This is a genomic window from Mesorhizobium sp. WSM4817 (assembly GCF_055811135.1).
The window spans coordinates 289,972-316,388 of the sequence record NZ_JBVVQQ010000004.1 but is presented as its reverse complement, the minus strand read 5'-3'; the positions used below and the strand labels follow the sequence as shown (position 1 = coordinate 316,388).

Below are 26,417 nucleotides of genomic sequence, written 5' to 3'. Positions count from 1 at the left end.
ATCTGGCGCAAAGGCAAGCCAGAGCAATCCGCATAAAGGGTTATCGCATAAAAGTGTAGTTTCAAGTGCAAGGGCGCGCTGACGATTTCCGCGTTATTTCTTCCTCAACCTCACCCCGGCGCCGCCGCCGTTCTCGGGGATGAACTCGACCCCGGCGGATTCGAGGGCTGCCTGAAGGTCAAGCAGAGTGCGGTCATACGGCGCCCGCTGCCTCACGGTGGCGGGCTATTTGACCAAGGCGGGGTGTCTTTAGAATTTTCGTTGCGGTCTAGTGTCGATCGACCGGGCGATCTTGTTCAATTCCTCCAAGTCCTCGCGGGAGGTACCGGCGGAGGATCCCCCCGGCTTCCACCCTTTCATTCGCAGTTGCATTTGGTCCCACATTGGCTGGAGCAACTGGTTCAGCGGGAAGCCTTTTGAAATTGCCGGCAACAAGCCAGCGTTGTTACTCCGCTGGCCGTTGGCATCGTAGGCAATGTGCGCACCTACGCCTCCGGCGAATTTCCATGCGCAAACTGCCTCAGGCCCGACAGTTGCGGACTCTTTCGCGCTGATCTCTCGGTTGATGTGGTTAAACCACGCGCAAAGACGATCCGCAGCAACTTCTTTCGTGCGAGCCTTGGCAGACTGCCTCGCCATCATCTGTATAATTGCGTGCGGCGGGAAATGTTGGGCACCGCTCCCACGAGCGAGCGCAATTGTCTACTCGGTCGCCGAGGTTGAAATTCATCACCCGAAACCTGGTGTGGCCTCCGGTGTCCACCGGCGAGTTCTTGTCTTTGACCCGCATTCGCATTTCATCTCGCGATGTGATCGCGTGCAACCTGGGTTTCCCGTCCACGAAGCCCGCGTAGCCGAAAGTGTGGCCAGCAGCATGGCTATCCAAACGTTGCTCCTCAGCAGCAGCAGCAATCTCCAACAAGGTCTGATTTAATGTCCGGTTGGCACCACGCAAAACGCGCTCGATCCACTCACTGACCTCGAACGGCTTTCGGCCCGACCTGGCGCCAGCGCCAGCGTAAGTGATGAAACCTTGACCGTCGGACGTCTCAAGGCTGCACAGCTTGGTAGCTAGAAGGCCATGCGCGTCGGGCGCACCGCTTAAGCGCCGGTCAGCTGCGACGAACGCCAATCGTCGAGTGACGAAAGCAAACGCGAAAGTCACTTGTTGCCTCAGATGTAGCCCGGAATGTAGCCCAGAGCGAGTTGTCTGCGAAATTGCAGAGTTCAGATTGGTATCTAAGTGCTTGAAAATGTTGGCTCCCCGGGCCGGATTCGAACCAGCGACCAACCGGTTAACAGCCGGTTGCTCTACCACTGAGCTACCGGGGAACAGAGGCTCTCATGTGAGTGGCGCAGCCTATAGCAAACCCGTTTCGGCTTTGCAAAGAAGCATTTCGTATTTTTCGACGCTTTTTCGCGCCACGATTTCTGGCAATCATGTGCGCGCGTCCTCATATGAGCCGTCTGACGGGGTGCGCGGAACCGAAAACGCGGTTGCGGCTTTCGTCAGCTGGTGCTTTTACCTTGCCCGAACGGACCATTAACCAGACATGAGCGCAGCGAGCCACAACCATCCACCGGCACGGAAAATATCGGTCTTCGGCCGTCAGTTCACCATGCCGCGTTCGCGCGGCCTCAGGATTGCGATCGGCGTCGTGCTGATCTTCGGCGGCATTCTCGGCTTCCTGCCGATCCTGGGGTTCTGGATGGTGCCGATCGGATTGCTGGTGCTCTCCTACGAGTTTGCCTTGGTGCGCCGCCACCGGCGCCGGCTTGTCGTGTGGTGGGAGCGGCGGCGGCGGCCGAACTGACGGGTTTGCACCGCAGGGGCAAGCTTCTGTGAAGGGGCGTCTTTCCGGCTCGACTAAATCTGGCCAATGCCCGGAGCGCTTTTCCGGCCCTCGCAGCTCTCCTTCAGAATGGCGGACCTTCTGCTTACCCCACGTAAAGTCCAGGTCCCGGGCTTCCCTTTGCGATACTCCGTACTTAACAATTAACTAATATCTTAATTGCAGGATGCGTATCGACGTTTCGATGCGTGGCATCATGGCCAAGGGGAAACCGTCCGGAATGCACCATGGCCGCTTGACGGCATTTTCGCCGCAACCTATTGGAACCGGGTGGAACGCCGGGAGCAATGAGGCCTCGTGGCGGAGTGGTTACGCAGAGGACTGCAAATCCTTGCACCCCGGTTCGATTCCGGGCGAGGCCTCCAAATGCCCAAGCTCCCGCGCACCAGCGCCAGGGGGCTTGAGTTCCGGTCGAAATGAGCCGCGGTCTTGGCGCGGCAAGCAGATTGGTTTTGGGCGGATTGGTTGGACATGAGCGCTGATTTTGCCGAACGTCGGGTGAAAATGGTCGATGGCCAGATCCGCACCACCGATGTGACCAGTGCGCCGCTGCTCGAGACGATGCTTGTCGTGCCGCGCGAGGCCTTTGTCGCCCCCGGCCAGCGCGATCTGGCCTATATCGACGAGGACATCCGCATCGCGAATGCAGCGGACGGCCCACGCTATCTCATGGAGCCTTCGCCGCTGGCCAAGCTGATGCAACTGGCGGAGATCGGCCCTGGCGATTCGGCGCTCGATGTCGGCTGCGGCACCGGCTATGCGGCGGCGATCCTGTCGCGGCTGGCAAAGTCGGTCGTCGCGCTGGAAAGCGATCCGGCATTGGTCGAGACCGCCATGTCGACGCTTTCGGCGCTGGGCTGCGACAATGTCAGCGTGGTCAAGGGGTCGCTGCCGGAAGGCCATGCCGCGGGAGCACCCTACGACGTCATTTTCATCGGCGGCAGCGTCGAGAAAGTGCCGGAATCGCTGCTCGACCAGCTTGCGGAAGGCGGCCGGCTCGTCGCCGTCGAAGGGCAGGGGAATTCGGGTGTGGCCCGATTGTTGTTGAAAACAAGGGGGGTTGTAACCGGAAGAGGCGCATTTAATGCGGCAATTAAGCCACTACCGGGATTTGAACGTGCTCATGCGTTTGAATTCTGAGTAATTTTGGCTTGCGGCAAAGGCGTTGTCATGTTCGCTTGCGCTTGAACAATCGTTGCTGATCCGCATAACCGGGGTGTTCTTTTGGGGGCTGACAGCAGGGGACCTGAAACACACCGCGCCGGCTGCTCGAATGGGAGAAGCCGGCGCGGTGTGGTTCCCATGCAAAACGAATGAGGGAATAACGTGCCGTCTTTACGCAAGAGCCTTTTTGCCGCCGTCCTCTTCTCGGCGACCGCGCTTTCTCCGCTGGCCGCCTCGGCGGAAACCATTCTCGGTGCACTTTCAAAAGCCTACCAGAACAATTCCGAGCTCAATTCGGCTCGCGCCGGCGTCCGCGTCACCGATGAGAGCGTTGCCATCGCCAAGTCCGGCTGGCGCCCGACCATCACCGGTTCTGCCAACATCGACTACTCCAGCGAACATTTCAATGCCCGCGGCAATGTACCCGGCGCGAACCGAAGCACGCGTTTGACCACCGGCAACTTCGGCGTCCAGATCGACCAGACCCTGTTCGACGGCTTTCAGACCAGGAACAACGTCGCTGCAGCCGAATCCCAGGTCCGCGCCTCGTTCGAGAGCCTGCGCAACACCGAAGAGAACACTCTGTTCAATGCGGCAAGCGCCTACATGGACGTGATTCGCGACCGCCAAGTGGCGGTGCTGACGGAGCAGAACCTGCAGTTCCTGACCGAGCAGGCGCGCGCTGCGCGTTCGCGCTTCGAAGTCGGCGAAGGCACCCGCACGGACGTGGCCCAGGCCGATGCCGAGCGCTCCTCCGCTGTGGCGGAACTGGCCGCCGCCCGCGCGCAGGCGCTGGCAAGCGCTGCGACTTATCGCCAGATCGTCGGCGATGAGCCAGGCAGGCTCAGGGCCGCTTCGCCGCTATCGAAGCTGTTGCCGTCGAACCTCGATGCGGCGATCGCGATTGCAGCCAGCGAGCACCCGGCCATCCTCTCCACCCAGCATCTGGTCGACGCGGCGGCGTTTTCGGTGAAATCGGCCGAAGGCGCGCTGCTGCCGCAGCTTTCGGCTTCCGCCGGCGTTTCCAGCGACTATCTCAGGGAGAGTCCGGGCTTCGATCTCGGGACGGGGCAGGATGGCACAACCAATTCGGCCAGCATTGGTGCCACCTTGACTATACCGATCTATTCGGGCGGGCGGACGTCGGCGATAGTGCGTCAGAACAAGGAATCGCTCAGCCAGGCCCGGATCGAGGTCGATGTAAGCCGCGACACCGTGCGGCAAGCCGTGACCTCGGCGTGGACGCAATATATCGCCGCCCAGCAAACCGTGGTGGCCAACAGGCAGGTGATCGCCGCCGCGCAGCTTGCCTTGAGCGGGGTCATCGAGGAGCGCAATGTCGGCCAGCGCACCACGCTCGACGTTCTCAACGCCCAGGCCACCCTCATCAACGCCAAGATCAACCAGGCCAGTTCCGAACGCGATTTGGTGGTGGCGAGCTATGCCATCCTGTCTGCTATCGGTCGCCTTTCGGTCGATCGTCTCGCCCTTCAGGTGACGAAATACAGACCCGAAGAACATTACAACGCGGTCAAGGACAAGTGGTTCGGCCTGCGCACGCCAGACGGCCGCTGATCACCTGATAAGTTTCAACTTCCGTCCAGTTTCAAGCCATTTAGAGCCCGCGCCTCCAAAAAGGACGCGCGGGCTCTAATCTGTTGAAATCCAACATGCCCTCAGATTGGGGATTCTCGTAAGTCGATCCGTGGGTTACGCTGTTGCCATGATTCGAATCCGGGTTTGGCCGGACAGGAAATCTGCAACGAGTCACAAGGGCGGCGGATGTGACGATGGCGACGGCAAGCAGCGTACAGCGCGAACCTTCCATGGAGGAGATACTGGCTTCCATCAGGAGGATCATCGAGGACAACGACACCGGCCGCAAGCAGCCGGACGATACGGACGACCTGCTGCAGGATCTGACGTCGGTAGCCATGCCGGCACCGGCGGTAGCCGTGCCGGCACCGGCGGCAGGCGAGGCGCCGCCGGAGGCAGGCGGGGCGCCACCAGCGGCAGGCGCGTTTCGCGCCGAGTTGCGTCCGGGATTCGACGCCAGGAGGCCGGCCACGCTGACCGAGGTGCAGGCGCAATCCTCGGCTGTCGAGCCTGTCATCGCGCGCGTGGAGCTGCCGGTGCGTTCCGATCCGGCTCCGGTCAAATCGCCCGTGACACTTGCTGGTGACAGGGTCGCGGCCGAAGCGGCCCCGGCCGCCAAGCCGGAGCCGAATGCGCCTGCGATGGCAAGGGTTGCGGAGACGACCGACAGTATCGTTGCCGGGTGGCGGCGTGACATCGCCGCAATCAGCGAAGCGAAGACCGCGGCCAGGCCGGACAGGGCCCCAGACAGGGCTGAGCTGCGACAGACGCCGGATGCCGAACGGAAGGCTGAGGTTTTGGAGGACGCGGCCGAACCTGCTTTCGAGCCGGCCGTGCCGCGAAGCGGGTTGGCGCGCCCGGCGACGAGCGAGGCACCGTCCGCTCGTCCGGCGATCCTTTCCGAACATACGGGCCGGCAAGTTGCCGCCGCCTTCGGCGAGCTTTCCGATGCGTTCGCCAGCCGCAGCAAGAAAACCTTCGACGAGATGGCTGAGGAGATGCTGAGGCCCATGCTGCAGGACTGGCTGGACAACAATCTGCCGACGCTGGTCGAGCGGCTGGTACGCGAAGAAATCGAACGCGTGGCGCGCGGCGCGCAGTAACCGGCAAATCGCCGAAGTCGGCGCCGCCCCTCATCTGCCTGCCGGCATCTTCTCCCCGTATAGGGACGGGGAGAAGGGGCTGGCCGCAACCTAGGCGCACTTTCTGCAACGCTGGAAATTGGCGAAATCTTTTGCGATGTGTCTTTCTCCCCGTCACTATACGGGGAGAAATGCCCGGCAGGGCAATGAGGGGCAGCGCAAGCCTCTAAGCGATTGCCCTGCGACGCTCACATCTGCAAGTTGCCCCGATCTGCCCAGGCGCTATTTGCTGGCATGGCCGTCTGCCGCTCGCTTGCGGTTGACTTGGCCAAAACCTTCCGATTTACACCGGACCAGCAAAAACCCGACAGCCCGGACGCCTTTCCATGCTCGAAAAAACCTACGACGCAAAAATCGTCGAGCCGAAGATCGCCAAAGTCTGGGAGGAGGCCGACGCGTTTCGCGCCGGCGCAGGCGCTGAGGAGGGCGCGGAAGCCTTCACCATCGTCATCCCGCCACCGAACGTCACCGGTTCGCTGCATATGGGCCATGCGCTCAACAACACGCTGCAGGACATTCTGGTGCGCTTCGAGCGCATGCGCGGCAAGAACGTGCTGTGGCAGCCCGGCATGGACCACGCCGGCATCGCCACGCAGATGGTGGTCGAGCGCCAGCTCATGGAGAAGCAGATCCACCGCCGCGACCTGACGCGCGATGAGTTCATCGAGAAGGTCTGGGAGTGGAAGGCCGAATCCGGCGGCGCGATCTTCAACCAGCTGAAGCGGCTGGGGGCCTCGGCCGACTGGAGCCGAGAGCGTTTCACCATGGACGAGGGTCTGTCCAGGGCGGTGCTCGAAGTGTTTGTCACCCTCTACAAGCAGGGCCTGATCTACAAGGACAAGCGCCTCGTTAACTGGGACCCGAAGCTGTTGACTGCGATTTCCGACCTCGAGGTCGAACAGCAGGAGGTCAACGGCAATCTTTGGCATTTCCGCTATCCCGTCGAGGGCGAGGTCTTCGATCCGGAAAATCCAAAAACCTTCATCACCGTGGCGACGACGCGGCCCGAAACGATGCTGGGCGATACGGCGGTGGCGGTGCATCCCGACGACGAGCGTTTTCGGCATCTGGTCGGAAAGAACCTCGTCCTGCCGATCGTCGGCCGCAAGATCCCGGTGGTGGCGGACCAATATTCCGATCCGGAGAAGGGCAGCGGCGCGGTCAAGATCACGCCGGCGCACGACTTTAACGACTTCGAGGTCGGCAGGCGCCACAAGCTGCCGGCCATCAATATCCTCACCGTCGAGGCGGCGGTCGCCCTCACCGACAATGACGAGTTTCTCGCCAGGTTGGAGATAACGCCCGAGCGTCGGGCCGTCTGGGATGAGCTCAACGGGCTCGATCGTTTCGTCGCGCGCAACAAGATCGTCGAGCTGATGGAGGCGGGCGGTTTCCTCGAAAAGGTCGAGCCGCATCGCCATGCCGTGCCGCATGGCGATCGCGGCGGCGTGCCGATCGAACCGTTCCTGACCGAACAATGGTATGCGAACGCGGCGGAGCTCGCCAAGCCGGCGATCGCCTCCGTGCGCGAGGGCCGTACCAGGTTCGTGCCGAAGAACTGGGAGAAGACTTATTTCGACTGGATGGAGAACATCCAGCCCTGGTGCATTTCGCGCCAACTCTGGTGGGGACACCAGATCCCGGCCTGGTACGGGCCGGACGGCCGCATCTTCGTGGAGAAGACCGAGGAGGAGGCGCTCGCCGCCGCAATCGAATATTATCTGGCGCTGGAAGGGCCGTGGAAGGCCTGGGTCGAGGACAAACTCGAGAATTTCAAGCCGGGCGAGATCCTGACCCGCGACGAGGATGTGCTCGACACATGGTTCTCGTCGGCTCTGTGGCCGTTCTCGACGCTCGGCTGGCCGGACCAGACGCCGGAGCTGAAGACCTATTACCAGACCGACGTGCTGGTAACCGGCTTCGACATCATCTTCTTCTGGGTCGCTCGCATGATGATGATGGGCCTGCATTTCATGGGGGAGGAGCCGTTTCATACCGTCTATGTCCATGCGCTGGTGCGCGACAAGAACGGGCAGAAGATGTCGAAGTCGAAAGGCAACGTCATCGACCCGCTCGATCTCATCGACGAATATGGCGCCGACGCACTGCGCTTCACGCTGACGGTGATGGCCGCGCAAGGGCGTGACGTGAAGCTCGATCCGGCTCGTATCGCCGGCTACCGCAATTTTGGCACCAAGCTGTGGAACGCGACGCGTTTTGCCGAGATGAACGACGTCGCGAGAAACGACGATTTCTGGCTGAACGACGCCAAGCTGGCGGTCAACCGCTGGATCCTGACCGAACTGACGCGCGCGGCGCGTGAAATCACCGATGGCATCACTTCATACCGATTCAACGAGGCTGCGACTGCTGCCTACCGCTTCGTCTGGAACCTGTTCTGCGACTGGTACCTGGAACTGCTGAAGCCGGTCTTCATGGGCGCGGACGAGGCTGCCAAGGCCGAGAGCCGGGCTTGCGTCGCCTTCGTGCTCGACGAGATCTACAAGCTGCTGCATCCGATGATGCCGTTCATGACCGAAGAGCTGTGGGCTGAGACATCAGGTGAGGGCAAGCAACGGCCGTCGCTGCTTTGCCATGCCGCGTGGCCGTCGCCCGACTTCGAGGACGAGGCAGCGGCCGCCGACATCAACTGGCTGATCGACCTGGTCTCAGGCATCCGTTCCGTGCGTTCGGAAATGAACGTGCCGCCGGCGGCGATCGCGCCGCTGATGGTGATCGGCGCCAATACCGCAACCCGCGAAAGGCTTGAGCGTCAGGCATCGGCCGTCAAGCGACTGGCGCGGGTCGGCGACATCTCGCTTGTCGATACGGCGCCCAAGGGCTCCGCCCAGATCGTGCTCAACGAAGCCACCATCTGCCTGCCGCTCGGCAGCCTGATCGACCTTGCCACCGAGGCGGCGCGGCTGCAGAAGGAATTGGTCAAGGTGACCGAAGAGATCGCCCGCCTGCACAAGAAGCTGTCCAACGACAAATTCGTCGCCAACGCGCCGGAAGATGTCGTCGAAGCCGAGCGCGAAAAACTCGCTGAGTATCGCGAGGCGCAAGAGAAGCTTTCGGTGGCGCTGACACGCGTGCGCGAAGCCGGTTCACCCATCTGTGGTATTTGAGAACCGAATTGGCGGAGGAGCGGATTTGCCAACCGGCTTCCGCTTCTTGGGCGCCTGATGCTCAGGATTCGCGAGTTCTGTGAACGCGCTTTTCGGGCGGGCTTCCTGCACGAAAAATAGGCATTCCGCAGGGTAAATCTTGACGTAAACGGAATGTTTTAGCCCCATTGTTGCCATAATGTAACAATGGGCTCAGTTGCCGCAAAACGGGCGGTTTTTGCGCCGTTCCATGTGCGTTTTTCCGAGTTTTTGCTCGATTTGCCGCACACAAGCCGTTTTCCGGCTTTGCTGTGGAGCTGTCACCCTGTCTGAAATGCGGTCGGCGAAGGCGTACATGTACGCATCGAGAATTCGTTGTTGCGCCGTTAACCTGAATTGGGTCTAGCTCAGTCCATTCGTACTAGGGGAGGAGATTCATGAACAATTTGCGTCTGAAAGCGCTGCTGGGGGCGGGGTGCTTTTCGCTATTGATGTCGGGCGTTGCCAACGCCGGCGGCTTCGACCGGGGCGGTGTCAACATCGACCAGTTGTTCGATGCCGCGCCATATTCGTTCGACGCCGGCGTCACCTATGTTTCGCCACAGCGCACACTGAAGAATGTGCAGCGCCTGGATTCTCCGCCAGCCCCGGTTGCGTTGTCGTCCTCGTCGGTGGACGTTGGCGGCGACTATGCGGTGCCGCGCGTCGGCATCAAGGCTAACATTTTTGAACCAGTGGATTGCCTTGCGACCTATACGGAACCGTATGGCGCGGAGGCGGACTTCGGAATGAACAATGCCTATTCGCCATCAGCGGTCGAATACTACGTCAGAACAAATGATTTCGGCCTTACCTGTTCCTACAAGGTGAATGTCGGCAAGGGAGCCCTGCGGTTCATTGGCGGGATCTCCTACCAGGAGGTCGATGCATTTCTGTCGCGCCAGACCTTGCTGGCCTTCGGCAATACCGGCCTTGGCAAATTCCAGCTTTCCGATGAGGCATGGGCTTGGCGCGTGGGTGCCGCCTATGAAATTCCCGAAATCGCCTTGCGCGCAAGCCTGGTCTACTCTTCGCGCTACAAATATGACGAGTTGTCGGGAACCGTCGACTCCACCGGTTTCAGGGGCACCCCTCCGGCGGATCTTGTTCCAGGCTCTACCGGGGTGTTCCCTGTGTCCGCCTCGGCCGAAATACCCCAGGCCGTGGAACTCAAGCTGCAGAGCGGCATAGCGCCGGGCTGGCTGGCGTTTGGTTCTATCCGCTGGCAGGAATGGAGCAAGCTTGGCATAATTCCGATCCAAGGTGTCCGCAGCCCTATAACCGGCGGCATACCTGGCTCCCCAGACTCGCCCGTTTCCTTCGACCTGCTCTATCGCGACGGCTGGACGGTTTCGGGCGGCATAGCGCACAAGTTCACCGACCAGTTGTCGGCCGCGGTTTCGCTGACCTGGGATCGTGGAACCTCGACGACCTCCGGCTATCAGTCGGACACCTGGTCCGTGGCCAGCGGCGTCTCCTATTCGCCGAACGACAAGATCGAGGTCAGACTTGGTGGCTCGATCGGTGTCCTGACCAGTGGGTCGTCGACCTTCACCGGTGTTGGCGACACGGCAAATGCCGTCACCTACACATATGACGACGATCTGCTCCTTGCTGGCTCAGCTTCGGTTAAGGTCAAGTTCTAAACATCTGTTTTTAACAGCAAAAGGGCCGGGCAATGCCCGGCCCTTTTGCTTGAGGGGCTTGCCCGCGACCAGGCGGCGCTGCAACGACGCCGATTCCCTCTGTCTCACGCGATCGTGATGTTTTGGCAACAGTTTCTGAACAACCCTCGCGCCACAACCGCGCCCGCCGACATTGCCTACTTCCCGCCATAAACCCGGCGCACCTCGAATGCGTCCCAGGGCATGCCAAAAGGCTCGGCGTTGGGGCAGGTCGCACCGCTCGCGGCAAGGGAAGAGAATGAACGCCAGAGTCATCTCCAAGGCCAAGCTGCCCAGCCGCTATGTGACCGTCGGTCCGGCGCGTGCGCCGCACCGATCCTATCTTTATGCGATGGGCTTGTCGGCGGCCGAGATCGCGCAGCCACTGGTCGGCGTCGCCAGCTGCTGGAACGAGGCGGCACCCTGCAACATCTCGCTGATGCGCCAGGCGCAGGTGGTCAAGAAGGGCGTTGCCGCGGCTAGCGGCACGCCGCGCGAATTCTGCACCATCACCGTCACGGACGGCATCGCCATGGGCCACCAGGGCATGAAATCGTCACTGGTGTCGCGCGAGGTCATCGCCGATTCGGTCGAACTCACCATGCGCGGCCATTGCTACGATGCGCTGGTCGGCCTTGCCGGTTGCGACAAGTCGCTGCCCGGCATGATGATGGCCATGGTGCGGCTCAACGTGCCGTCGATCTTCATTTATGGCGGCTCGATCCTGCCCGGTTCCTACAAGGGCCGGCAGATCACCGTGCAGGATGTGTTCGAGGCCGTCGGCCAGCACTCGGTCGGCACGATCGGCGATGCCGAACTCCTCGAAATCGAGCAAGCCGCTTGTCCGTCGGCCGGCTCCTGTGGCGCCCAATTCACCGCCAACACCATGGCCACCGTCGCCGAGGCGATCGGGTTGGCGCTGCCCTATTCCTGCGGGGCGCCGGCGCCCTATGAGATGCGCGACCGCTTCAATTTCGCCTCCGGCGAAAAGATCATGGAGCTGATTGCAAAAAATATCCGCCCGCGCGACATCGTCACTCTGGAGGCGCTGGAGAATGCGGCGACCGTGGTCTCGGCCACCGGCGGCTCGACCAACGCGGCGCTGCATCTGCCGGCGATCGCGCATGAGGCGGGGATAAAGTTCGACCTGTTCGACGTCGCCAGGATCTTCGAGAAGACGCCTTATATCGCCGACCTGAAGCCGGGCGGCAAATATGTCGCCAAGGACATGTTCGAGGCCGGCGGCATTCCGCTCTTGATGAAGACGTTGCTCGACCACGGCTATCTGCATGGCGACTGCCTGACCGTGACCGGCCGCACTTTAGCCGAAAATATGGAGCACATTGCCTGGAATGATAGCCAGGATGTGGTCCGTCCCGCCAACCGACCAATCACCCGAACGGGTGGCGTCGTGGGCTTGAAGGGAAACCTTGCCCCCGAAGGCGCGATCGTGAAGGTCGCGGGCATGTCGGAGCTTAAATTCTCTGGCCCGGCACGCTGCTTCGATTCGGAAGAGGAATGTTTCCAGGCGGTTACGGATCGCAGCTACAGCGAAGGCGAGGTCCTCGTGATCCGCTACGAGGGACCGCGCGGCGGTCCGGGCATGCGCGAAATGCTGTCGACGACGGCGGCTCTCTATGGCCAGGGCATGGGCGGCAAGGTGGCTCTCATCACCGACGGGCGTTTTTCGGGCGCGACACGCGGTTTCTGCATCGGCCATATCGGGCCGGAAGCCGCCGTGGGTGGCCCAATCGGGCTGCTCAGGGATGGCGACTTGATCTCGATCGACGCGGTGAACGGCACCATCGACGTGGCGCTGTCCGACACCGAACTGGCGACCAGGGCACAGGCATGGAAGGCGCGCGCGACCGACTATCAGTCGGGCGCGATCTGGAAATATGCACAAACGGTAGGGCCTGCCCGCGACGGGGCGGTCACCCATCCCGGTGGTGCGAGAGAAACACATTGTTATGCGGATATCTGAGTTGCTGAGGCTGTCTGTCTTTTCGGCACTGGTCGCGATCGCCACTTTTGGCGCGACCTTGGGCGCCGCAGGCCAGGCCATGGCCTTCGATGACAAGGTGTTCGACGACAAGACCGGCGTGAAGCCGCAGTCGAGCCCGTGGGCGGTGTTCCAGTTCGGCTTCTCCGCCTACAAGAACGGCCGCAAGGAGCAGGCTGCTGAGGCTTATAAATACGCGGCCGAAAACGGCCAGATCGGCGCCACCTGGAAGCTTGCGCGCATGTATGCCGAGGGTGACGGCGTCGAGCGCGACGACTACGCGGCGTTCAAGTTCTTCAGCGAGATCGTCGACCAGGACGTCGAGCCCGGTTCGCCGGAAGAGAGCTATGTCTCGGACGCGCTCGTGGCGCTCGGCGACTATCTGAGGAAGGGCATCCCCGGCAGCCCGATCAAAGAGAACGAGGTGGCGGCCCAGGAGTACTACATGCGCGCCGCCGCCAACTACCGCAACCCGAATGCCCAGTTCGAGATGGGCCAGATCTTCCTGAATGGCAAGGGCGGCGTCAAGGCGAGCATTAAGCAGGCCGGACGCTGGTTCCAACTCGCTGCGGAAAAGGGCCATGCCGGCGCGCAGGCGACGCTCGGCCACCTGCTCTTCCAGAGCGGCAAGATCGTTCGGGGGCTGGCGATGATGACCGCGGCGCTTGAACGAGCCGCGCCTTCCGACCAGCCATGGATACGCGGCATGCAGGAAGAGGCGTTCGCCGCCGCGGGCGAGGCCGACCGCCGCACCGCGATTTCGCTGGCCGACGACATCCTCACCAAGGGTGGCGGCGACCGGTAGTCGCGAAGCCAGCACGAAGCCAACAGCTGGGAAAGACTGGGTCAATAGTCAGGAAGAGTGGGCTCTCGAAAAAGTCGGGATCAATTCTCGGTCGGTTTTGTCGGAACGGGACCGGACTCCGGCGTTGAAATCGGCGTGGCCGGCGGTGCCAGCGGGGTTTTAGGACAATCGTCCCGGATCCTTGTCCATGACGTGTTGTTGAGCACCATGTCGCAGCGGGCGAGATGGCTCCGGCCGGAAAGCGTCAGGCAGGCGACCTGGCCGATCTGGAATGATGTTCCGTTGGCCAGGCATGCAGGATTGGCAAACGCCGACGTTGCCGCGAGGGCGAGCGCGGCGGCACATGGGCAAATCGCAAACCTGATCGTCATCCTGAACCCCAGCCGAACCCGGATTGCAGCGGAAACCCCGATTGTGGCGATATGACGGTCTATCAAGGCAATGCGGCGGTTCTGGGCGCGAAACGATCAGATTGGCGCATAACCCAGTTCGATGGCCACCGGCACGTGATCCGAGGGTTTTTCCCAGGCGCGCACATGCTTTTCGATCGAGGCCGAGGAAAAGCGATTGGCGGCCTCGGGCGAGAGCAGCAAGTGATCGATGCGGATGCCGTTGTTCTTCTGCCAGGCGCCGGCCTGATAGTCCCAGAACGTAAAAATGTCCGGCGAGTCGCTGACCGCGCGCACGGCTTCGGTGAAGCCGAGGTTCTTCAGCCGGCGGAACGCCTGCCTGGTCTGCGGCTGGAACAGCGCATCACTGAGCCAGTTCTCCGGGAACTTCGCATCGATCGGTTCGGGGATGACATTGTAGTCGCCGGCCAGCACCAGCGCCTCTTCGAGCACGAGCCTTTCCTCGGCCCAGCGCTCCAGCCGCGCCATCCAGGACAGCTTGTAGGAGAACTTCTTCTCGTCATCGATCGGATTGCCGTTCGGCAAATACAGCGAGGCAACGCGCAACGCGCCCTTGTCGGTCGAGAACACGCCCTCGATGAAACGCGCCTGATCGTCGGCATCGTCGCCCGGCAGGCCCCTGATGACCTCGTCGAAGCGCAGCTTCGACAGGATGGCGACGCCGTTGAATCCCTTTTGGCCATAGATTTCGACGTTGTAGCCAAGCGCCTCGATCTCGGCCCGCGGAAACTGCTCGTCGACCGTCTTGATCTCCTGCAGGCAGGCAATATCGGGCGCGCTTTCCGTCAGCCAGTGGGTCAAATTGCCGATACGGGCCCGAACACCATTGATGTTCCAGGTGACGATTTTCATGACGGCCTCATTGCTGCTCGGGCGGATGGCGTTCGACGAGGCCGATCGTATTGCCTGCCGGATCCTTTAGAAAGGCCATCCATTCGCTTTCCCCCGCCGGCCCGAACAGGCCCTCGGTATCGCGGTGGACGAGCATCGGCGGCGCGGTGAAGGGGACACCGGCGGCTTTTGCCGAGGCGTGGAAATCGTCAAGGCCCGAAATGTCGAGATAGACGGTGCCGGCCGGCAGGCCATCGGTGAACAGCAGCCGCACATCGCCGGCCATGATGAAGGCGATGCCAGGCGGATCGAAGCGCACGTGCACGGCCATGCCAAGCACGTCTTGCCAGAACGCCAGCGTTGCATCGAGATCGCGCCCGGCTGAAAGCGCGACCTGACGGACCGCGCTAATGGTAGGCATTCTCTAAATACTGAAGCTGGTGCCGCAGCCGCACGAGGCGACCGCATTCGGGTTCCTGATCTGGAACGACTGGCCCATCAGATCGTCGACGAAATCGATCACCGAGCCGCCCATATAGACCAGCGAGAGGTCATCGATCAGCACGGTGGCGCCGTCCTTCTCAATGGCGACGTCGTCATCGTTGCGGGTGTTGACCAGGTCGAACTTGTAGGAAAAGCCGGAACAGCCACCGCCCTCGACCGAAACACGCAGCGCCGTCTTGCCGACTTCGCCAGACACAATCTTGGCAATCCGCCTGGCGGCGGCGTCGGTCATCTCGACTTTCATGGCGGTCTTGGCATCAGCGCCCATGGGCGTCACCTTGCTTTCGGTTTCACATGATAGGTATGAAGCGCGAGGGGGCAAGTCAACTGCGTCGTAGGCTATGGAAAATTGATTGGGGCTATGGAAATTGGTTGGGGTTATGGAAATCGGTTGGGGCGATGACAAATGAGTTGGGCGACATCGGATTCGGCTATCGGCCACGCGCGGCCTATGCCTGCGATCCGGCAAAGTCGCGCGGGCGGCTGTCCGACGAGGTGGAGAGCCCGACCCGGACGCCGTTCCAGCGCGACCGCGACCGCATCATCCATTCGACGGCCTTCCGCCGGCTGAAGCACAAGACGCAGGTGTTCGTCGCGCATGAGGGCGACCATTACCGCACCCGGCTGACGCATTCGATCGAGGTGGCGCAGATCGCGCGCGCCCTGGCGCGGGCGCTGCGCGGCGACGAGGACCTGGCAGAGGCGGTGGCGCTGGTGCACGATTTCGGCCACACGCCCTTCGGCCATACCGGCGAGGATGCGCTGAACAAGAAGATGGCGGCCTGGGGCGGCTTCGACCACAATGCACAGTCGCTGCGCGTGGTGACGCGGCTGGAGAGCCGCTATGCCGAATTCGACGGGCTGAACCTCACCTGGGAGACGCTGGAGGGGCTGGTCAAGCACAACGGACCGCTGACCGACGCCAGCGGAAACGGGCTGAAGGGGCCGGTGCCGCAAGCGATCCGCGACTATTCGGAATTGCACGACCTCGAACTTGACCGCTTCGCCGGCATCGAGGCGCAGTGCGCGGCGATCGCCGACGACATCGCTTACAACAGCCATGACATCGACGACGGCCTAAGGTCGGGCCTTCTGAAGCTCGACATGCTGGAAAATGTCTCGCTGCCCGGCTCGATCCTCGACGGCGTGCGTCAGCGCTATCCGGCGCTGGACGATGTGAGGACAGGGCACGAACTGATGCGCCGGCAGATCACGATGATGGTCGAGGATGTCATCGTCTCCACCACCGCCAATCTGGCCCGCATCAAGCCGGACAGCGCCGACGCGGTGAGGGCGGCAGGCGAGACGATGGTGACCTTTTCAGCCGAAATGGCGGCTTTCGAAGAGGAATTGAAAGCCTTTCTCTACAAGCATCTCTATCGACACAGCGAAGTCGTGCGCGTGCGCAACCAGGCCGAGCAGATCGTCAACGACCTGTTCGAGGTCTATTTCGCCGATCCGCGCGCCATGCCCGATGGCTGGCGCGAAGGGCTCGACCGGGCTGATGATCGCATCAAGGCGCGCAGCGTCGCCGATTTCCTGGCGGGCATGACGGATACCTACGCTTTGAAGGAACACCGCCGTTTGTTTGACCATACGCCTGAATTAAGCTAGGCGGGGCTCGATTTTGCCGGCCAATAGACCGGATTCCCGCAAAGCCGCCAGAGCCAGGGCCACACCAATGAACATCTTCGCCGATTTCAACGCGCGAATTATAAAGGCCGTCGAAGCGCTTGATTTGAAAGACAAAGACGGCGGTTCGCTGGACTTGTCGCGCGTCGCCGTCGAGCCGCCACGCGACGCCAGCCATGGCGACCTGGCGACCAATGCGGCAATGGTGCTGGCCAAGCCGACCGGCCAGCCGCCGCGCGCACTGGCTGAAAGGCTGGCGCAAGCGCTGCGCGCCGACCCGGACATCGCCGCTGCAGACGTTGCCGGTCCGGGCTTCGTCAATCTCAGGCTCAAGGACGCGTTCTGGCAGGTGCATCTGACTGCGCTGCTCGGCGAAGGCCGCAACTACGGCCGCTCGACCGTTGGCGGCGGCAAGAAGGCCAATGTCGAATATGTCTCGGCCAACCCGACCGGACCGATGCATGTCGGCCATTGCCGCGGCGCGGTGGTGGGTGATGCGCTCGCCAATCTGATGGCCTTCGCCGGTTATGACGTGATCAAGGAATATGTCATCAACGACGCCGGTTCGCAGATCGACGTGCTCGGCCGCTCGGTCATGCTGCGTTACCGCGAGGCGCTCGGCGACGACATCGGCGAGATTCCTGCCGGGCTCTATCCGGGCGACTATCTCGTGCCGGTCGGTCAGGCTTTGGCGAGCGAATTTGGCCGTTCCTTGCTGCAGATGCCGGACGAAGAAGCGCTTGCCATTGTCAAGGACAGGACGATCGACGCGATGATGGCAATGATCCGTGAGGATCTGGCGCTGCTCAATGTGCATCACGACGTCTTTTTCTCGGAGCGCACCCTGCACGCCGACAACGCCCGGAAAATCCGCTCGGCGATCAACGACCTGACCCTCAAGGGCCATATCTACAAGGGCAAGCTGCCGCCGCCCAAGGGCGAGAAGCCGGACGACTGGGAGGATCGCGAGCAGACGCTGTTCCGCTCGACAGCGGTCGGCGACGACATGGACCGGGCGCTGGTCAAGTCGGACGGCACCTTCACCTATTTTGCCGCGGACGTCGCCTATCTGAAGGACAAGGTCGATCGCGGTTTCGTCGAGCTGATCTATGTGCTTGGCGCCGATCATGGCGGTTATGTGAAGCGCCTGGAAGCGCTCGCCCGGGCGATTTCCGGCGACGAGGTGAAGCTCACCGTGCTGCTTTGTCAGTTGGTAAAGCTTTTTCGCGAGGGCGAGCCGGTGCGCATGTCGAAGCGGTCGGGCGATTTCGTAACGCTGCGCGAAGTGGTGGAGGAGGTCGGTCGCGACCCGATCCGCTTCATGATGCTCTACCGCAAGAACGATGCGCCGCTCGATTTCGACTTCGCCAAAGTGACCGAGCAGTCGAAGGACAATCCGGTGTTCTACGTCCAGTACGCCTCGGCGCGCTGCCATTCGGTGTTCCGGCAGGCGAGCGAACAGCTGGGCGAGGCCAATTTCGACCGCAATCGGCTGGCCGCCGCCACCGCTTCGCTGACCGACGAAGGCGAGATCGGCCTGATCAGGAAGCTTGCCGAATATCCGCGGCTGATCGAATCCGCGGCACTTGCGCTCGAGCCGCACCGGCTGGCATTCTACCTCTACGATCTCGCCTCCAGCTTCCACGGACATTGGAACCGCGGCACCGAAAATCCCGACTTACGTTTTGTTAAGGTTAACGACCGACAATTGACCCATGCCAGACTAGGGCTGGTGCAGGCTGTATCGGACGTTTTGACGTCCGGCCTGACGCTGATCGGAGCCGATGCGCCCACCGAAATGCGTTAGGTTTGACTAAAAAACCTGTCACCTTTTGCCCACATTGCGCTGGTAAGGGCCAACCCTGCGCGACGTCCACGGCGTCCGAATGAGTGCGAGTTCGGGAACAATAATGGCAGACAGAACCCAGCTGAAAGCAGCCGCCCAAAACGATATCGCCAGCGATGATCCGTTCGCGGAACTGACCAGGATCATGGGCTTCGACCCGCGCGAGCCGGTCAAGCCGCAGGCCCAGTCGACGGCGGCTGCAGCAAGTCAGCCAGCGGACGACGGCGATTTCGGCATCGACCTCGAGAAGGAGTTGATGGGCGAATTCGGCGGCGACGCCAATGACGGCGCAGCCGAGCTTCGCGAGCCGGCTTTCGACGCGGCTGCTACTGACCCAATCGACGACGAGCTTGTCGCGTCGCTCGAACAGGATCTCCTGCTCGACGACGATGCGGTAGACGAAACCGCCGTTGCCATTGCTGCCGACGATGTGCGCTCTGGCGTTGCCGGAACTCCCTCGGCTGCTGAAGCTGCTTTCGACGACGATTTCGACGAAGCGCTCGCCAGTTCGCTCGAAGACGTGTCGCTATTCGAAGACGATTTGCCGGTGGACGACAGGCTTGGAAACGACGAGCTTGGGAACGACGAGCTTGCCGCGTCGCTCGAACAGGATTTCCGGCTGGACGACGACACGGCGGACGAAACTGCCCATGCCGTTGCCGCCGCCGACCTGGGTTCCGGTGTTGCCGGAGTATCCGCGCCGGCTGTTGAAGCGGTGTTCGACGACGATTTTGACCATGCGATCGCCAGTTCGCTCGAAGACGTGTCGCCGTTCGAAGACGATTTGCCGGTAAACGACGAACTCTCTGCGTCGCTCGAACAGGATTTCCGGCTGGACGACGATGCGACGGACGAACAGAATACCGCCGCCGACATCTCCGCGCCGGCCGCTGACCCCGCCTTCGACGATGAATTCGACAACGCCGTCGCAAGCTCGCTCGAAGACGAACTGACGCTCGACGAGCACGTGCCGGTGGAGCAGGCCGCCGAAGCCGCAGACATCGCCGTGCCGGGCGCCGAACCCGCGTTCGACGATGAATTCGACAACGCCGTCGCAAGCTCGCTAGAAGACGAGCTGACGCTCGACGAGCATGAGCCGATCGAGGCCGCTGTTGAAGCTCCTGCTGCGCCCATTCGGGCCGTTTCGGATGAGTCCGACGAGGACTTTGCCGACCACGACACCATGCCCGACGTCGATATGGATGACGTCGACATGGATTTCGACATTCGCACGGCTGAGCCGGTCGAAGTCGACGAGCCAGAAATTGACGAGCCGGATTCTATCGACGCCAAGGACGACGAGCCTTCCACCGCGACCCCGGAACATGCGTTCGACGACGATCTTGAATTGAGCTTCGACGACACGCTTGCCGATGAAGCCGAGGCGCCGGCTACTCAGGCCCCCGGCGTTGCAGCCGAACCGACGGCGTCAGCCGCCATCGCTGAGGAGCGGAGCCTCGAAGACGAATTGAACGCGCTGTTGGGCACCATGAGCGCACGGGCTGCCCCGGTGGCAGGGTCCGCGGCCGCCATGGTTCAGCAACCTGTAGCCGCGGCTGGAGAAGCCGCCGACGAACCAGTGGATCCCACCGACGAACTGGCCGGGAGCCTTGACGAGCAAGACCTTTCGGAGCAGTCGAATGAAGACGCGGTCCAGGCCGCCGACGCCGATCTCGACACCGTTCTCCTCGACGGGCTCGAGGGCCATGATTTCGGCGCTGAAGAAGCTGCCGGACCGGCTGATATCGATTTCGACGACGATGCATTGCACGCCGCCTTCGCCAAGGACATCGGTCTGGATCATGGCGATGACGTTGCGGCCGCCGCTCCACAGCAGGATCCGAATGATTCGCTCAGCTGGATGACGGCACCCTCCGCCGCGCCTGCGCCGGCCCGTTCGTGGAGCCGCGTAACGCCGGTGGCACAGCCGCAACCCGCCTTTGCAGCCCAGCCGACGGCTTCGGCGACCACAGAAACAACGACACCGCCAACCGCTGCGGCACCCTCCTATCAGGATGAGCCGGCCTATCAGGATGAGCCGGCCGAAGACGATGCCGCCAATGCGGCACCTGCGCCAGCGCAAAGCGAACAAGCCTCTGCATATGACGAGATGCCCGATGTCGAGACGGTCGATGTGCCCGAGCGCGTCGTGGCGCTGGCGGACGACCTCGATATTCCGGAACTCGACTCCAATGAAGACGAACCGCCGGTGCCTGCCTATGACGATCTCGATACCGAGTTCGCCAACCTTCTCTCGGAAATGAATGCCGTGGACGTCGCTGCCGGGCCGGCGCGCAGCGCGGTCTATGACGACGAATCCTACAATACCGGATTCAAGCCGGGGGCCGGACCCCAGCCGGGGGCAGGGTTCCAGTCAGCGGCCGGGTTCCAGTCAGGCCATGAGCCCGACCGCGTTGAAACGCGGACCTATGCGGCGAGACTGGCAGCAGCGCCCGTCAGTGCGTCTTACGCCGATGCCGCCAGCGGCTTTGATCTGGGCGACTTGCCCAGCGGTCGGCCGGTTTCGCAAGCGCAAGCCAACGATTTTGCCCTGGACGAACTCGACTACGACCCCGAACTGGATGAGGCCATGTCGGTTCCAGGCCTGGCCGAGCAGCATGCCGCGAGGCCCCGGAGCCGCGGCCTCCTGGTCGCCGCAGTCGTCGGCGCCGTGGCGATCGCCGGCGGTCTCGGCGCCTTCGCGCTGTCTTTCGGCGGCAACGGCGGCACCGATGCGCCGGTCATCGTCAAGGCGGACAACGCACCGATCAAGGTCAGGCCGGAAAACCCGGGCGGCACCGTCGTGCCGAACCAGGACAACAAGGTTTACGACGCCGTGGCCAAGGGGGGCGCGAGGCCTGCCGAACCGGTCCAGGAAAAACTGGTCACCAATACCGAAGAGCCGGTGGACGTGGCGGCCAGGGAACCGCCGCAGAGTCGTGTGGTCGATCTTTCGCCCGACGACATCGACACGGCTGAAGCCGCCGATGCGGCCGGCGGCACGCAAGCGGCCGGCGGCACGCAAGCGGCCGGGAATGCCGACGCCGCCGCGCCAGCACCCAAGTCCGAGGATCGTATCGCCCAGGTTCTGCAAGAGGCCGAGCAGGGCATCGAGCCGGATGTCGTCGCCGTTGCGCCACGCAAGGTGAGAACCATGGTGGTCAAATCTGATGGTTCACTGGTTGCGCGCGAGGATCCGGCGCCTGCGGTATCGCAGGTGGCTGCCGTCGAGCCTGTCGATCCGGCGCCGCAGCTTGTCGCCCCAGCGGGTCAGGCCGGCGAAGCGGCGCAGACCGGTACCGTAGCGTCTGTTGCCGACCAGGCAAGTGGCGACCTGTTGGGCGGCGACCCGGTGGGCGAGCCAGCGGCCGGCGACCGGGCCGAAACCGCCGCGCCGGAAGCAGTCAATCTGGCCGCCGTGCCCACGGCTGAGGCTGAAGCTCAAACCAACCAGCCTGCCAACACGCCGGCCACGGTTCCGGTGGCGCCGCAGCGTCCGTCCGACCAGCCGGTCGACGTCGTCGGTGAGGTCAAGCCCGACCAGGTTGCGTCCATCAGTCCGGCGGCGGCCTCGACCGGCGGTGGCTCGTGGTCGATGCAGATCGCCTCGCAGCCGACCGTCGAAAGCGCCCAGTCGACCTATCAGGATCTGCAGCGTCGCTATGGCAGCGTGCTTTCCGGCCACACGGCCAACATCGTCAAGGCCGAGATCGCCGGCAAGGGAACGTTCTATCGCGTTCGCGTCCCGGCGAAGTCGCGCAACGATGCGATCAGCCTGTGCACCAACTACAAGGCTGCCGGGGGCAACTGTTTCGTGTCGCGCTAACCATTTTCAAATCTCCCGCCCTTGGGCCGAAAGAACCGGCGCGGTCACAGACCGCGCCGTTTTTCTATGGTGGAAGGAGTTCCTCGTGTGGAAGGATTCCGGCTCGAGCGATGTGGCTCGATGCGATTCCCTTTGTCTGCGTGAAGCTCTAAACTCCCGCCCATGACCGAATCAAAATCCATGATCCTTGGCTGCGCCGGGAAATCACTCACACGCGACGAAATCAGTTTCTATCGCAGCGAATGCCCGTGGGGATTCATCCTGTTTGCCCGCAACATCGGCGAGGCCGAGCAGATCCGCGATCTGGTCGCCGCGATGCGCGATTGTGTCGAGCGCCCGGACGCCCCGGTGTTCATCGACCAGGAAGGCGGCCGTGTGCAGCGCCTGCGGCCGCCGCTGGCACCGAATTATCCGGCCGGTGGCGCGCTCGGCGCCTTGTGGCGCAACGACCATGATGCCGGCAACCGCGCAGCATGGCTGATGGCGCGGCTGCATGCTTTCGACCTGCTGCGCTACGGCATCACGGCTGATTGCCTGCCGGTGCTCGACGTGCCGATCGAGGGCGCCAGCGACGTCATCGGCGCGCGCGCCTATGGCAAGGAGCCTCGTGCCGTCATCGAACTGGGCCGCGCCGCGGCGGAGGGCCTGATGTCGGGAGGCGTGCTGCCGGTGATGAAGCATATTCCCGGGCATGGACGGGCCTTTGCCGACACGCATTTCGAACTGCCGACCGTCGATGCCTCGATGAGCGACTTGCAGCGGCATGATTTCGCCCCGTTCAGGGAGCTCAATCATTTGCCGATGGCGATGACGGCGCATGTCGTCTACAGCGCGATCGACCCGAAGAACCCGGCCACCACCTCCGGCAAGGTCATCGACGAGATCATCCGCGGCGAAATCGGTTTCGACGGGCTGCTGATGAGCGACGACACGTCGATGAAGGCACTTTCTGGGGATTTCCCGACAAAGGCGGCGGCGATCCTTGCGGCGGGCTGCGATCTGGTCCTTCACTGCAACGGCGTTTTCGAGGAGATGGTCGGCATTGCGTCGCGCACAACGGGGCTTGAAGGCACGTCGCTGCAACGCGCGCAACGGGCGCTGACCTATATCAAGAACCGCGATCGGGCTGATGAAGCCGAGATACGCGCCGAATTCGCCACCTATTTCGATGCGGTGGCCTAGATCATGATGCCGAAAAGGGTGAGCCGGTTTTTCGGAACCGATCACGGTCAAACAAGAAGATAAAAGCAAAGGACGCGACAGGAAGTGGCGGAAACGTTGGACAGCAAGGCCGGCAAGGCCGCACCGATGGACCGTCTTTGGGCCGAGAACGACGATTCGCGGCTGACCGGCGATCCCGCGCTGGTCGTCGATGTCGACGGTTTCGAGGGCCCGCTCGATCTTCTGCTGCATCTTGCCCGCAACCAGAAGGTCGATTTGTCGCGCATCTCGATCCTGGCGCTTGCCGAGCAATATCTGGCCTTCGTCGAAAAGGTGAGGGCGCTCAGGCTGGAGCTTGCCGCCGACTATCTGGTGATGGCGGCGTGGCTGGCGTTTCTCAAGTCGAAGCTCTTGATCCCCAAGCAACCCGGCGACGACGGTGAAAGCGGCGAGGAACTGGCGGCGGTGCTGCAATTCCGGTTGAAGCGGCTGGAAGCGATGCGCGACGCGGCGGCGCGTCTGGTCAACCGCAACCGGCTCGGACGCGACGTGTTCGCCCGCGGCATGCCGGAAATGGTCATCGTCGAGAAACGCAACGCCTATTCGGCCTCGCTCTACGATCTGCTGACCGCCTATGCGGCGCAACGCCAGAAGCAGGCGATCACCAATGTGACGATCGCCAGGCGCGGCGTGTGGTCGCTCAAGGATGCGCGCGACATCCTGAACAGGCTGATCGGCACGCTTGCCGACTGGACGGCGCTGGACCGTTTCCTGGTCGAATATCTGACCGACCCGGACGAGCGGCGCACCGCGATTGCCAGTTCGTTTGCGGCGACGCTGGAACTGGTGCGCGAAGGCAAAATGGAAATGCGGCAGGACGACGTGTTCGCGCCGCTCTATCTGCGCGGTCGTGCGCAAGGCATCAGGGCAGTTGAGGTGGCATCATGAGCGAGCGCACCAACGCTTCGGTCATTCCGTTCAAGGTCGACGACGAGACCGAAGACGGCGTGCTCGCCGAGATGCCGGCAGAAAGTCAGGCCCAGAACTTGTCCCAGAATCCCGGCGAGCGGCTGCATATGGCAGAGGCCGTGCGCATGGCCGAGGCGATCGTTTTCGCCAGCGCCGAACCGGTCAGCGAAAGGCAGCTTGCCGGGCGCCTGCCCGACGGCATCAATATTGCCGCGGCGATGGCTGAGCTGCAGCAGATTTATGCGCGGCGCGGCGTCAATCTGGTGCGCGTCGGCGATGCCTGGGCGTTCCGCACCGCCGGCGATCTCGCTTTCCTGATGAGCCGCGACACGGTGCAGCAGAAGAAGCTGTCCCGTGCGGCGCTCGAAGTGCTGGCGATCATCGCCTACCACCAGCCGGTGACGCGCGCCGAGATCGAGGATATCAGAGGCGTCGAGACCTCGAAGGGCACCCTGGACACGCTGATGGAGACCGAATGGGTGAAGATGCGCGGCCGGCGCCGCACGCCCGGCCGTCCCGTCACCTACGGCACCACCGACATCTTCCTCGACCATTTCGCGTTGGAGGAGATCCGCGATCTTCCCGGCATGGAGGAATTGAAGGGTGCCGGGCTGCTTTCGGGCCGCATGCCGTCGAATTTTTCCATTCCGATGCCGCCGGCCGACCCGGACGTGCTGACCGATGACGAGGATCCGCTGACCGACATCGACCTTGAGGAACTCGGCCTGTTGACGCCGCGCGTCGAGGAAGATTGACCGCAAACGACGTGCCGAAAGCGATGGTATTTAGCGGCTGCGCCGATAGGTAGCGGGCTGAGGCGCCGAAACTGCGTGACTTCGGCCACTCATTTATAAACTCTGTCGCGGTTGTGTTTGAATCCCGGCGCGAAAGCGCATAGATCATCGTCAGAGAAAACTTTCGAGAGAGATTGTTATGGGTTCATTTTCGATTTGGCATTGGCTGATCGTGCTGGTGATCGTGCTGCTGGTGTTCGGTCGCGGCAAGATTCCCGAGCTGATGGGTGACATGGCCAAGGGTATCAAGAGCTTCAAGAAGGGCATCGCCGACGACGAGGTTGCCGAGGACAAGCGCACCGTCGAGCACCGTGCCGACGAAACCGTTTCGGCAGCGAAGGAAAAGGCCAGCAAGAGCTGAGCCCAAAACTTTAGTCGGAACGTATCGCCATGTTCGACATCGGCTGGACCGAGATGCTGGTGATCGCGATCGTCATGATCGTGGTCGTCGGGCCCAAGGATTTGCCCAAGATGCTGCGCACTTTTGGCCGCACGACGGCGAAGATGCGCGGCATGGCCGCCGACTTCCAGAAACAGTTCAACGATGCGCTGAAGGAGGCCGAGCTTGACGACGTCAAGAAGTCGGTCGATTCACTCAGAAGCCTCAACCCGGCCGCCGAGATCAGGAAACAGCTCAACCCGTTCGAGCAGGCGGCGGCCGACGTCCGTTCAGGCGTCGACGCGGTGATGAAGCCGAAGCCGGCCGCAGACCCGGTCGCGCCGGCTGCTTCGACGCCGCAGGATACCGAGCTGAACAATGGCGCGACGGTGCTGCCGGGCGTCGATGCCCCGGAAGCGGCGCCGGCGGCGCCGACCTTTCCGGCGATGACCGATGGTTCGGTGACACCGCCTGTCGCGACGGCGGCGCCGGCCGCATCGCCAAACGCCTCGGCGGCGAAGACGGGTGCCGCGCCAGCGAAAGCGATGCCGGCCTCCAAGGCCGCAGCGAAGCCAGCGGCAAAACCTGCTGTGACAAAGACCGCGGCTAAAAAGGCCGAGCCGAAGCCCGCACCAGCAACGGTTAAGAAGCCGGCCGCAGCCGCCAAAAAGACGGCGGGAGCCGCCAAGTGAG

At 62.5% G+C, this 26,417-nt stretch carries 21 protein-coding genes, 2 tRNA genes and 1 pseudogene; 17 read left to right on the top strand and 7 right to left on the bottom strand.

Translation table 11 applies throughout. The features are described 5' to 3' along the window. Nucleotides 1–93: 93 nt before the first annotated feature. From AC0L2K_RS08545 to AC0L2K_RS08535, 3 genes and pseudogenes are all read right to left on the bottom strand, one after another. Nucleotides 94–210, bottom strand: a pseudogene (locus AC0L2K_RS08545) (XRE family transcriptional regulator); the annotation flags it as partial. Nucleotides 211–571: 361 nt separating this feature from the next. Further along, nucleotides 572–1,165 (bottom strand): hypothetical protein, encoded by a 594-nt coding sequence (locus AC0L2K_RS08540; protein WP_473531114.1) that lies wholly within the window; start codon nt 1,163–1,165, stop codon nt 572–574. A 92-nt stretch (nt 1,166–1,257) separates the two neighbouring features. Next, nucleotides 1,258–1,332: transfer RNA gene (locus AC0L2K_RS08535), tRNA-Asn, on the bottom strand. 221 nt (nt 1,333–1,553) lie between these two features. Here AC0L2K_RS08535 and AC0L2K_RS08530 point away from each other — a divergent pair. The 9 genes from AC0L2K_RS08530 (at nt 1,554) to AC0L2K_RS08490 (ending at nt 13,372) form a co-directional block, all read left to right on the top strand. Continuing rightward, nucleotides 1,554–1,814: a hypothetical protein gene (locus tag AC0L2K_RS08530; protein ID WP_287240641.1), complete on the top strand. Its 261-nt coding sequence runs from the start codon at nt 1,554–1,556 to the stop codon at nt 1,812–1,814. Between the two features lie 330 nt (nt 1,815–2,144). Beyond that, nucleotides 2,145–2,218: transfer RNA gene (locus AC0L2K_RS08525), tRNA-Cys, on the top strand. 106 nt (nt 2,219–2,324) lie between these two features. Beyond that, complete coding sequence (locus AC0L2K_RS08520; RefSeq protein WP_473531113.1) at nt 2,325–2,993, top strand: protein-L-isoaspartate O-methyltransferase family protein; 669 nt, start codon at nt 2,325–2,327, stop codon at nt 2,991–2,993. 186 nt (nt 2,994–3,179) lie between these two features. Next, the gene (locus AC0L2K_RS08515) at nt 3,180–4,592 is read left to right on the top strand and encodes a TolC family outer membrane protein (protein WP_473531112.1); all 1,413 of its coding nucleotides are present in this window, start codon (nt 3,180–3,182) and stop codon (nt 4,590–4,592) included. A gap of 215 nt (nt 4,593–4,807) precedes the next feature. Beyond that, on the top strand, nt 4,808–5,716 hold the full coding sequence (locus AC0L2K_RS08510) for a PopZ family protein (protein WP_473531111.1): 909 nt from the start codon (nt 4,808–4,810) through the stop codon (nt 5,714–5,716). A 365-nt stretch (nt 5,717–6,081) separates the two neighbouring features. Beyond that, nucleotides 6,082–8,883, top strand: a complete 2,802-nt coding sequence (locus AC0L2K_RS08505) for a valine--tRNA ligase (protein WP_473531110.1) — start codon at nt 6,082–6,084, stop codon at nt 8,881–8,883. Between the two features lie 416 nt (nt 8,884–9,299). After that, nucleotides 9,300–10,547 (top strand): OmpP1/FadL family transporter, encoded by a 1,248-nt coding sequence (locus AC0L2K_RS08500; protein WP_287240630.1) that lies wholly within the window; start codon nt 9,300–9,302, stop codon nt 10,545–10,547. A 277-nt stretch (nt 10,548–10,824) separates the two neighbouring features. Beyond that, on the top strand, nt 10,825–12,549 hold the full coding sequence (gene ilvD / locus AC0L2K_RS08495; RefSeq protein WP_473531109.1) for a dihydroxy-acid dehydratase: 1,725 nt from the start codon (nt 10,825–10,827) through the stop codon (nt 12,547–12,549). Further along, nucleotides 12,536–13,372 (top strand): tetratricopeptide repeat protein, encoded by an 837-nt coding sequence (locus AC0L2K_RS08490; protein WP_023802582.1) that lies wholly within the window; start codon nt 12,536–12,538, stop codon nt 13,370–13,372. The genes ilvD and AC0L2K_RS08490 overlap by 14 nt, the downstream gene beginning before the upstream one ends. A gap of 80 nt (nt 13,373–13,452) precedes the next feature. On the opposite strand, the gene AC0L2K_RS08485 is transcribed toward AC0L2K_RS08490, so the two are convergent. The 4 genes from AC0L2K_RS08485 to erpA form a co-directional block, all read right to left on the bottom strand. Further along, a complete protein-coding gene (locus tag AC0L2K_RS08485; RefSeq protein ID WP_128176484.1) occupies nt 13,453–13,743 on the bottom strand; it encodes a hypothetical protein in 291 nt (96 codons plus the stop codon). A 96-nt stretch (nt 13,744–13,839) separates the two neighbouring features. Further along, the gene (xth, locus tag AC0L2K_RS08480; protein WP_473531108.1) at nt 13,840–14,634 is read right to left on the bottom strand and encodes an exodeoxyribonuclease III; all 795 of its coding nucleotides are present in this window, start codon (nt 14,632–14,634) and stop codon (nt 13,840–13,842) included. Between the two features lie 7 nt (nt 14,635–14,641). Further along, on the bottom strand, nt 14,642–15,034 hold the full coding sequence (locus AC0L2K_RS08475; RefSeq protein ID WP_023802579.1) for a VOC family protein: 393 nt from the start codon (nt 15,032–15,034) through the stop codon (nt 14,642–14,644). A 3-nt stretch (nt 15,035–15,037) separates the two neighbouring features. Next, the gene (gene erpA / locus AC0L2K_RS08470) at nt 15,038–15,385 is read right to left on the bottom strand and encodes an iron-sulfur cluster insertion protein ErpA (protein WP_473531107.1); all 348 of its coding nucleotides are present in this window, start codon (nt 15,383–15,385) and stop codon (nt 15,038–15,040) included. Between the two features lie 131 nt (nt 15,386–15,516). On the opposite strand from erpA, the gene AC0L2K_RS08465 reads away from it, so the two are divergent. The 8 genes from AC0L2K_RS08465 (at nt 15,517) to tatB (ending at nt 26,416) form a co-directional block, all read left to right on the top strand. Next, entirely contained in the window at nt 15,517–16,731 is a 1,215-nt protein-coding gene (locus AC0L2K_RS08465) for a deoxyguanosinetriphosphate triphosphohydrolase (RefSeq protein WP_473531106.1), read from the top strand. Between the two features lie 67 nt (nt 16,732–16,798). After that, entirely contained in the window at nt 16,799–18,556 is a 1,758-nt protein-coding gene (argS, locus tag AC0L2K_RS08460) for an arginine--tRNA ligase (protein ID WP_473531105.1), read from the top strand. Nucleotides 18,557–18,659: 103 nt separating this feature from the next. Continuing rightward, nucleotides 18,660–22,421: an SPOR domain-containing protein gene (locus tag AC0L2K_RS08455; protein ID WP_473531104.1), complete on the top strand. Its 3,762-nt coding sequence runs from the start codon at nt 18,660–18,662 to the stop codon at nt 22,419–22,421. Between the two features lie 162 nt (nt 22,422–22,583). Next, nucleotides 22,584–23,603, top strand: a complete 1,020-nt coding sequence (gene nagZ / locus AC0L2K_RS08450; protein ID WP_236388649.1) for a beta-N-acetylhexosaminidase — start codon at nt 22,584–22,586, stop codon at nt 23,601–23,603. Nucleotides 23,604–23,729: 126 nt separating this feature from the next. Beyond that, nucleotides 23,730–24,530, top strand: coding sequence for a segregation and condensation protein A (locus tag AC0L2K_RS08445; protein ID WP_023802574.1), 801 nt, complete (start codon nt 23,730–23,732; stop codon nt 24,528–24,530). After that, nucleotides 24,527–25,306 carry an SMC-Scp complex subunit ScpB gene (gene scpB / locus AC0L2K_RS08440; RefSeq protein ID WP_473531103.1) on the top strand — a complete coding sequence of 260 codons (780 nt, stop codon included), beginning with the start codon at nt 24,527–24,529 and terminating at the stop codon, nt 25,304–25,306. The genes AC0L2K_RS08445 and scpB overlap by 4 nt, the downstream gene beginning before the upstream one ends. Nucleotides 25,307–25,484: 178 nt before the next feature. Beyond that, nucleotides 25,485–25,706, top strand: a complete 222-nt coding sequence (locus AC0L2K_RS08435) for a twin-arginine translocase TatA/TatE family subunit (RefSeq protein ID WP_023802572.1) — start codon at nt 25,485–25,487, stop codon at nt 25,704–25,706. Nucleotides 25,707–25,735: 29 nt separating this feature from the next. After that, nucleotides 25,736–26,416: a Sec-independent protein translocase protein TatB gene (tatB, locus tag AC0L2K_RS08430; protein ID WP_473531102.1), complete on the top strand. Its 681-nt coding sequence runs from the start codon at nt 25,736–25,738 to the stop codon at nt 26,414–26,416. Nucleotide 26,417 lies beyond the last annotated feature (1 nt).

Bases quoted from the DNA above. Each gene is read 5' to 3' on its own strand.
- AC0L2K_RS08530 (WP_287240641.1), top strand. From the start codon at position 1,554: ATGAGCGCAGCGAGCCACAACCATCCACCGGCACGGAAAATATCGGTC.
- nagZ (WP_236388649.1), top strand. From the start codon at position 22,584: ATGACCGAATCAAAATCCATGATCCTTGGCTGCGCCGGGAAATCACTC.
- AC0L2K_RS08465 (WP_473531106.1), top strand. From the start codon at position 15,517: ATGACAAATGAGTTGGGCGACATCGGATTCGGCTATCGGCCACGCGCG.
- AC0L2K_RS08455 (WP_473531104.1), top strand. From the start codon at position 18,660: ATGGCAGACAGAACCCAGCTGAAAGCAGCCGCCCAAAACGATATCGCC.
- AC0L2K_RS08520 (WP_473531113.1), top strand. From the start codon at position 2,325: ATGAGCGCTGATTTTGCCGAACGTCGGGTGAAAATGGTCGATGGCCAG.
- ilvD (WP_473531109.1), top strand. From the start codon at position 10,825: ATGAACGCCAGAGTCATCTCCAAGGCCAAGCTGCCCAGCCGCTATGTG.
- AC0L2K_RS08510 (WP_473531111.1), top strand. From the start codon at position 4,808: ATGGCGACGGCAAGCAGCGTACAGCGCGAACCTTCCATGGAGGAGATA.
- AC0L2K_RS08475 (WP_023802579.1), bottom strand. From the start codon at position 15,034: ATGCCTACCATTAGCGCGGTCCGTCAGGTCGCGCTTTCAGCCGGGCGC.
- erpA (WP_473531107.1), bottom strand. From the start codon at position 15,385: ATGGGCGCTGATGCCAAGACCGCCATGAAAGTCGAGATGACCGACGCC.
- AC0L2K_RS08445 (WP_023802574.1), top strand. From the start codon at position 23,730: ATGGACCGTCTTTGGGCCGAGAACGACGATTCGCGGCTGACCGGCGAT.
- AC0L2K_RS08485 (WP_128176484.1), bottom strand. From the start codon at position 13,743: ATGACGATCAGGTTTGCGATTTGCCCATGTGCCGCCGCGCTCGCCCTC.
- scpB (WP_473531103.1), top strand. From the start codon at position 24,527: ATGAGCGAGCGCACCAACGCTTCGGTCATTCCGTTCAAGGTCGACGAC.
- AC0L2K_RS08505 (WP_473531110.1), top strand. From the start codon at position 6,082: ATGCTCGAAAAAACCTACGACGCAAAAATCGTCGAGCCGAAGATCGCC.
- argS (WP_473531105.1), top strand. From the start codon at position 16,799: ATGAACATCTTCGCCGATTTCAACGCGCGAATTATAAAGGCCGTCGAA.
- AC0L2K_RS08500 (WP_287240630.1), top strand. From the start codon at position 9,300: ATGAACAATTTGCGTCTGAAAGCGCTGCTGGGGGCGGGGTGCTTTTCG.
- AC0L2K_RS08490 (WP_023802582.1), top strand. From the start codon at position 12,536: ATGCGGATATCTGAGTTGCTGAGGCTGTCTGTCTTTTCGGCACTGGTC.
- AC0L2K_RS08435 (WP_023802572.1), top strand. From the start codon at position 25,485: ATGGGTTCATTTTCGATTTGGCATTGGCTGATCGTGCTGGTGATCGTG.
- xth (WP_473531108.1), bottom strand. From the start codon at position 14,634: ATGAAAATCGTCACCTGGAACATCAATGGTGTTCGGGCCCGTATCGGC.
- tatB (WP_473531102.1), top strand. From the start codon at position 25,736: ATGTTCGACATCGGCTGGACCGAGATGCTGGTGATCGCGATCGTCATG.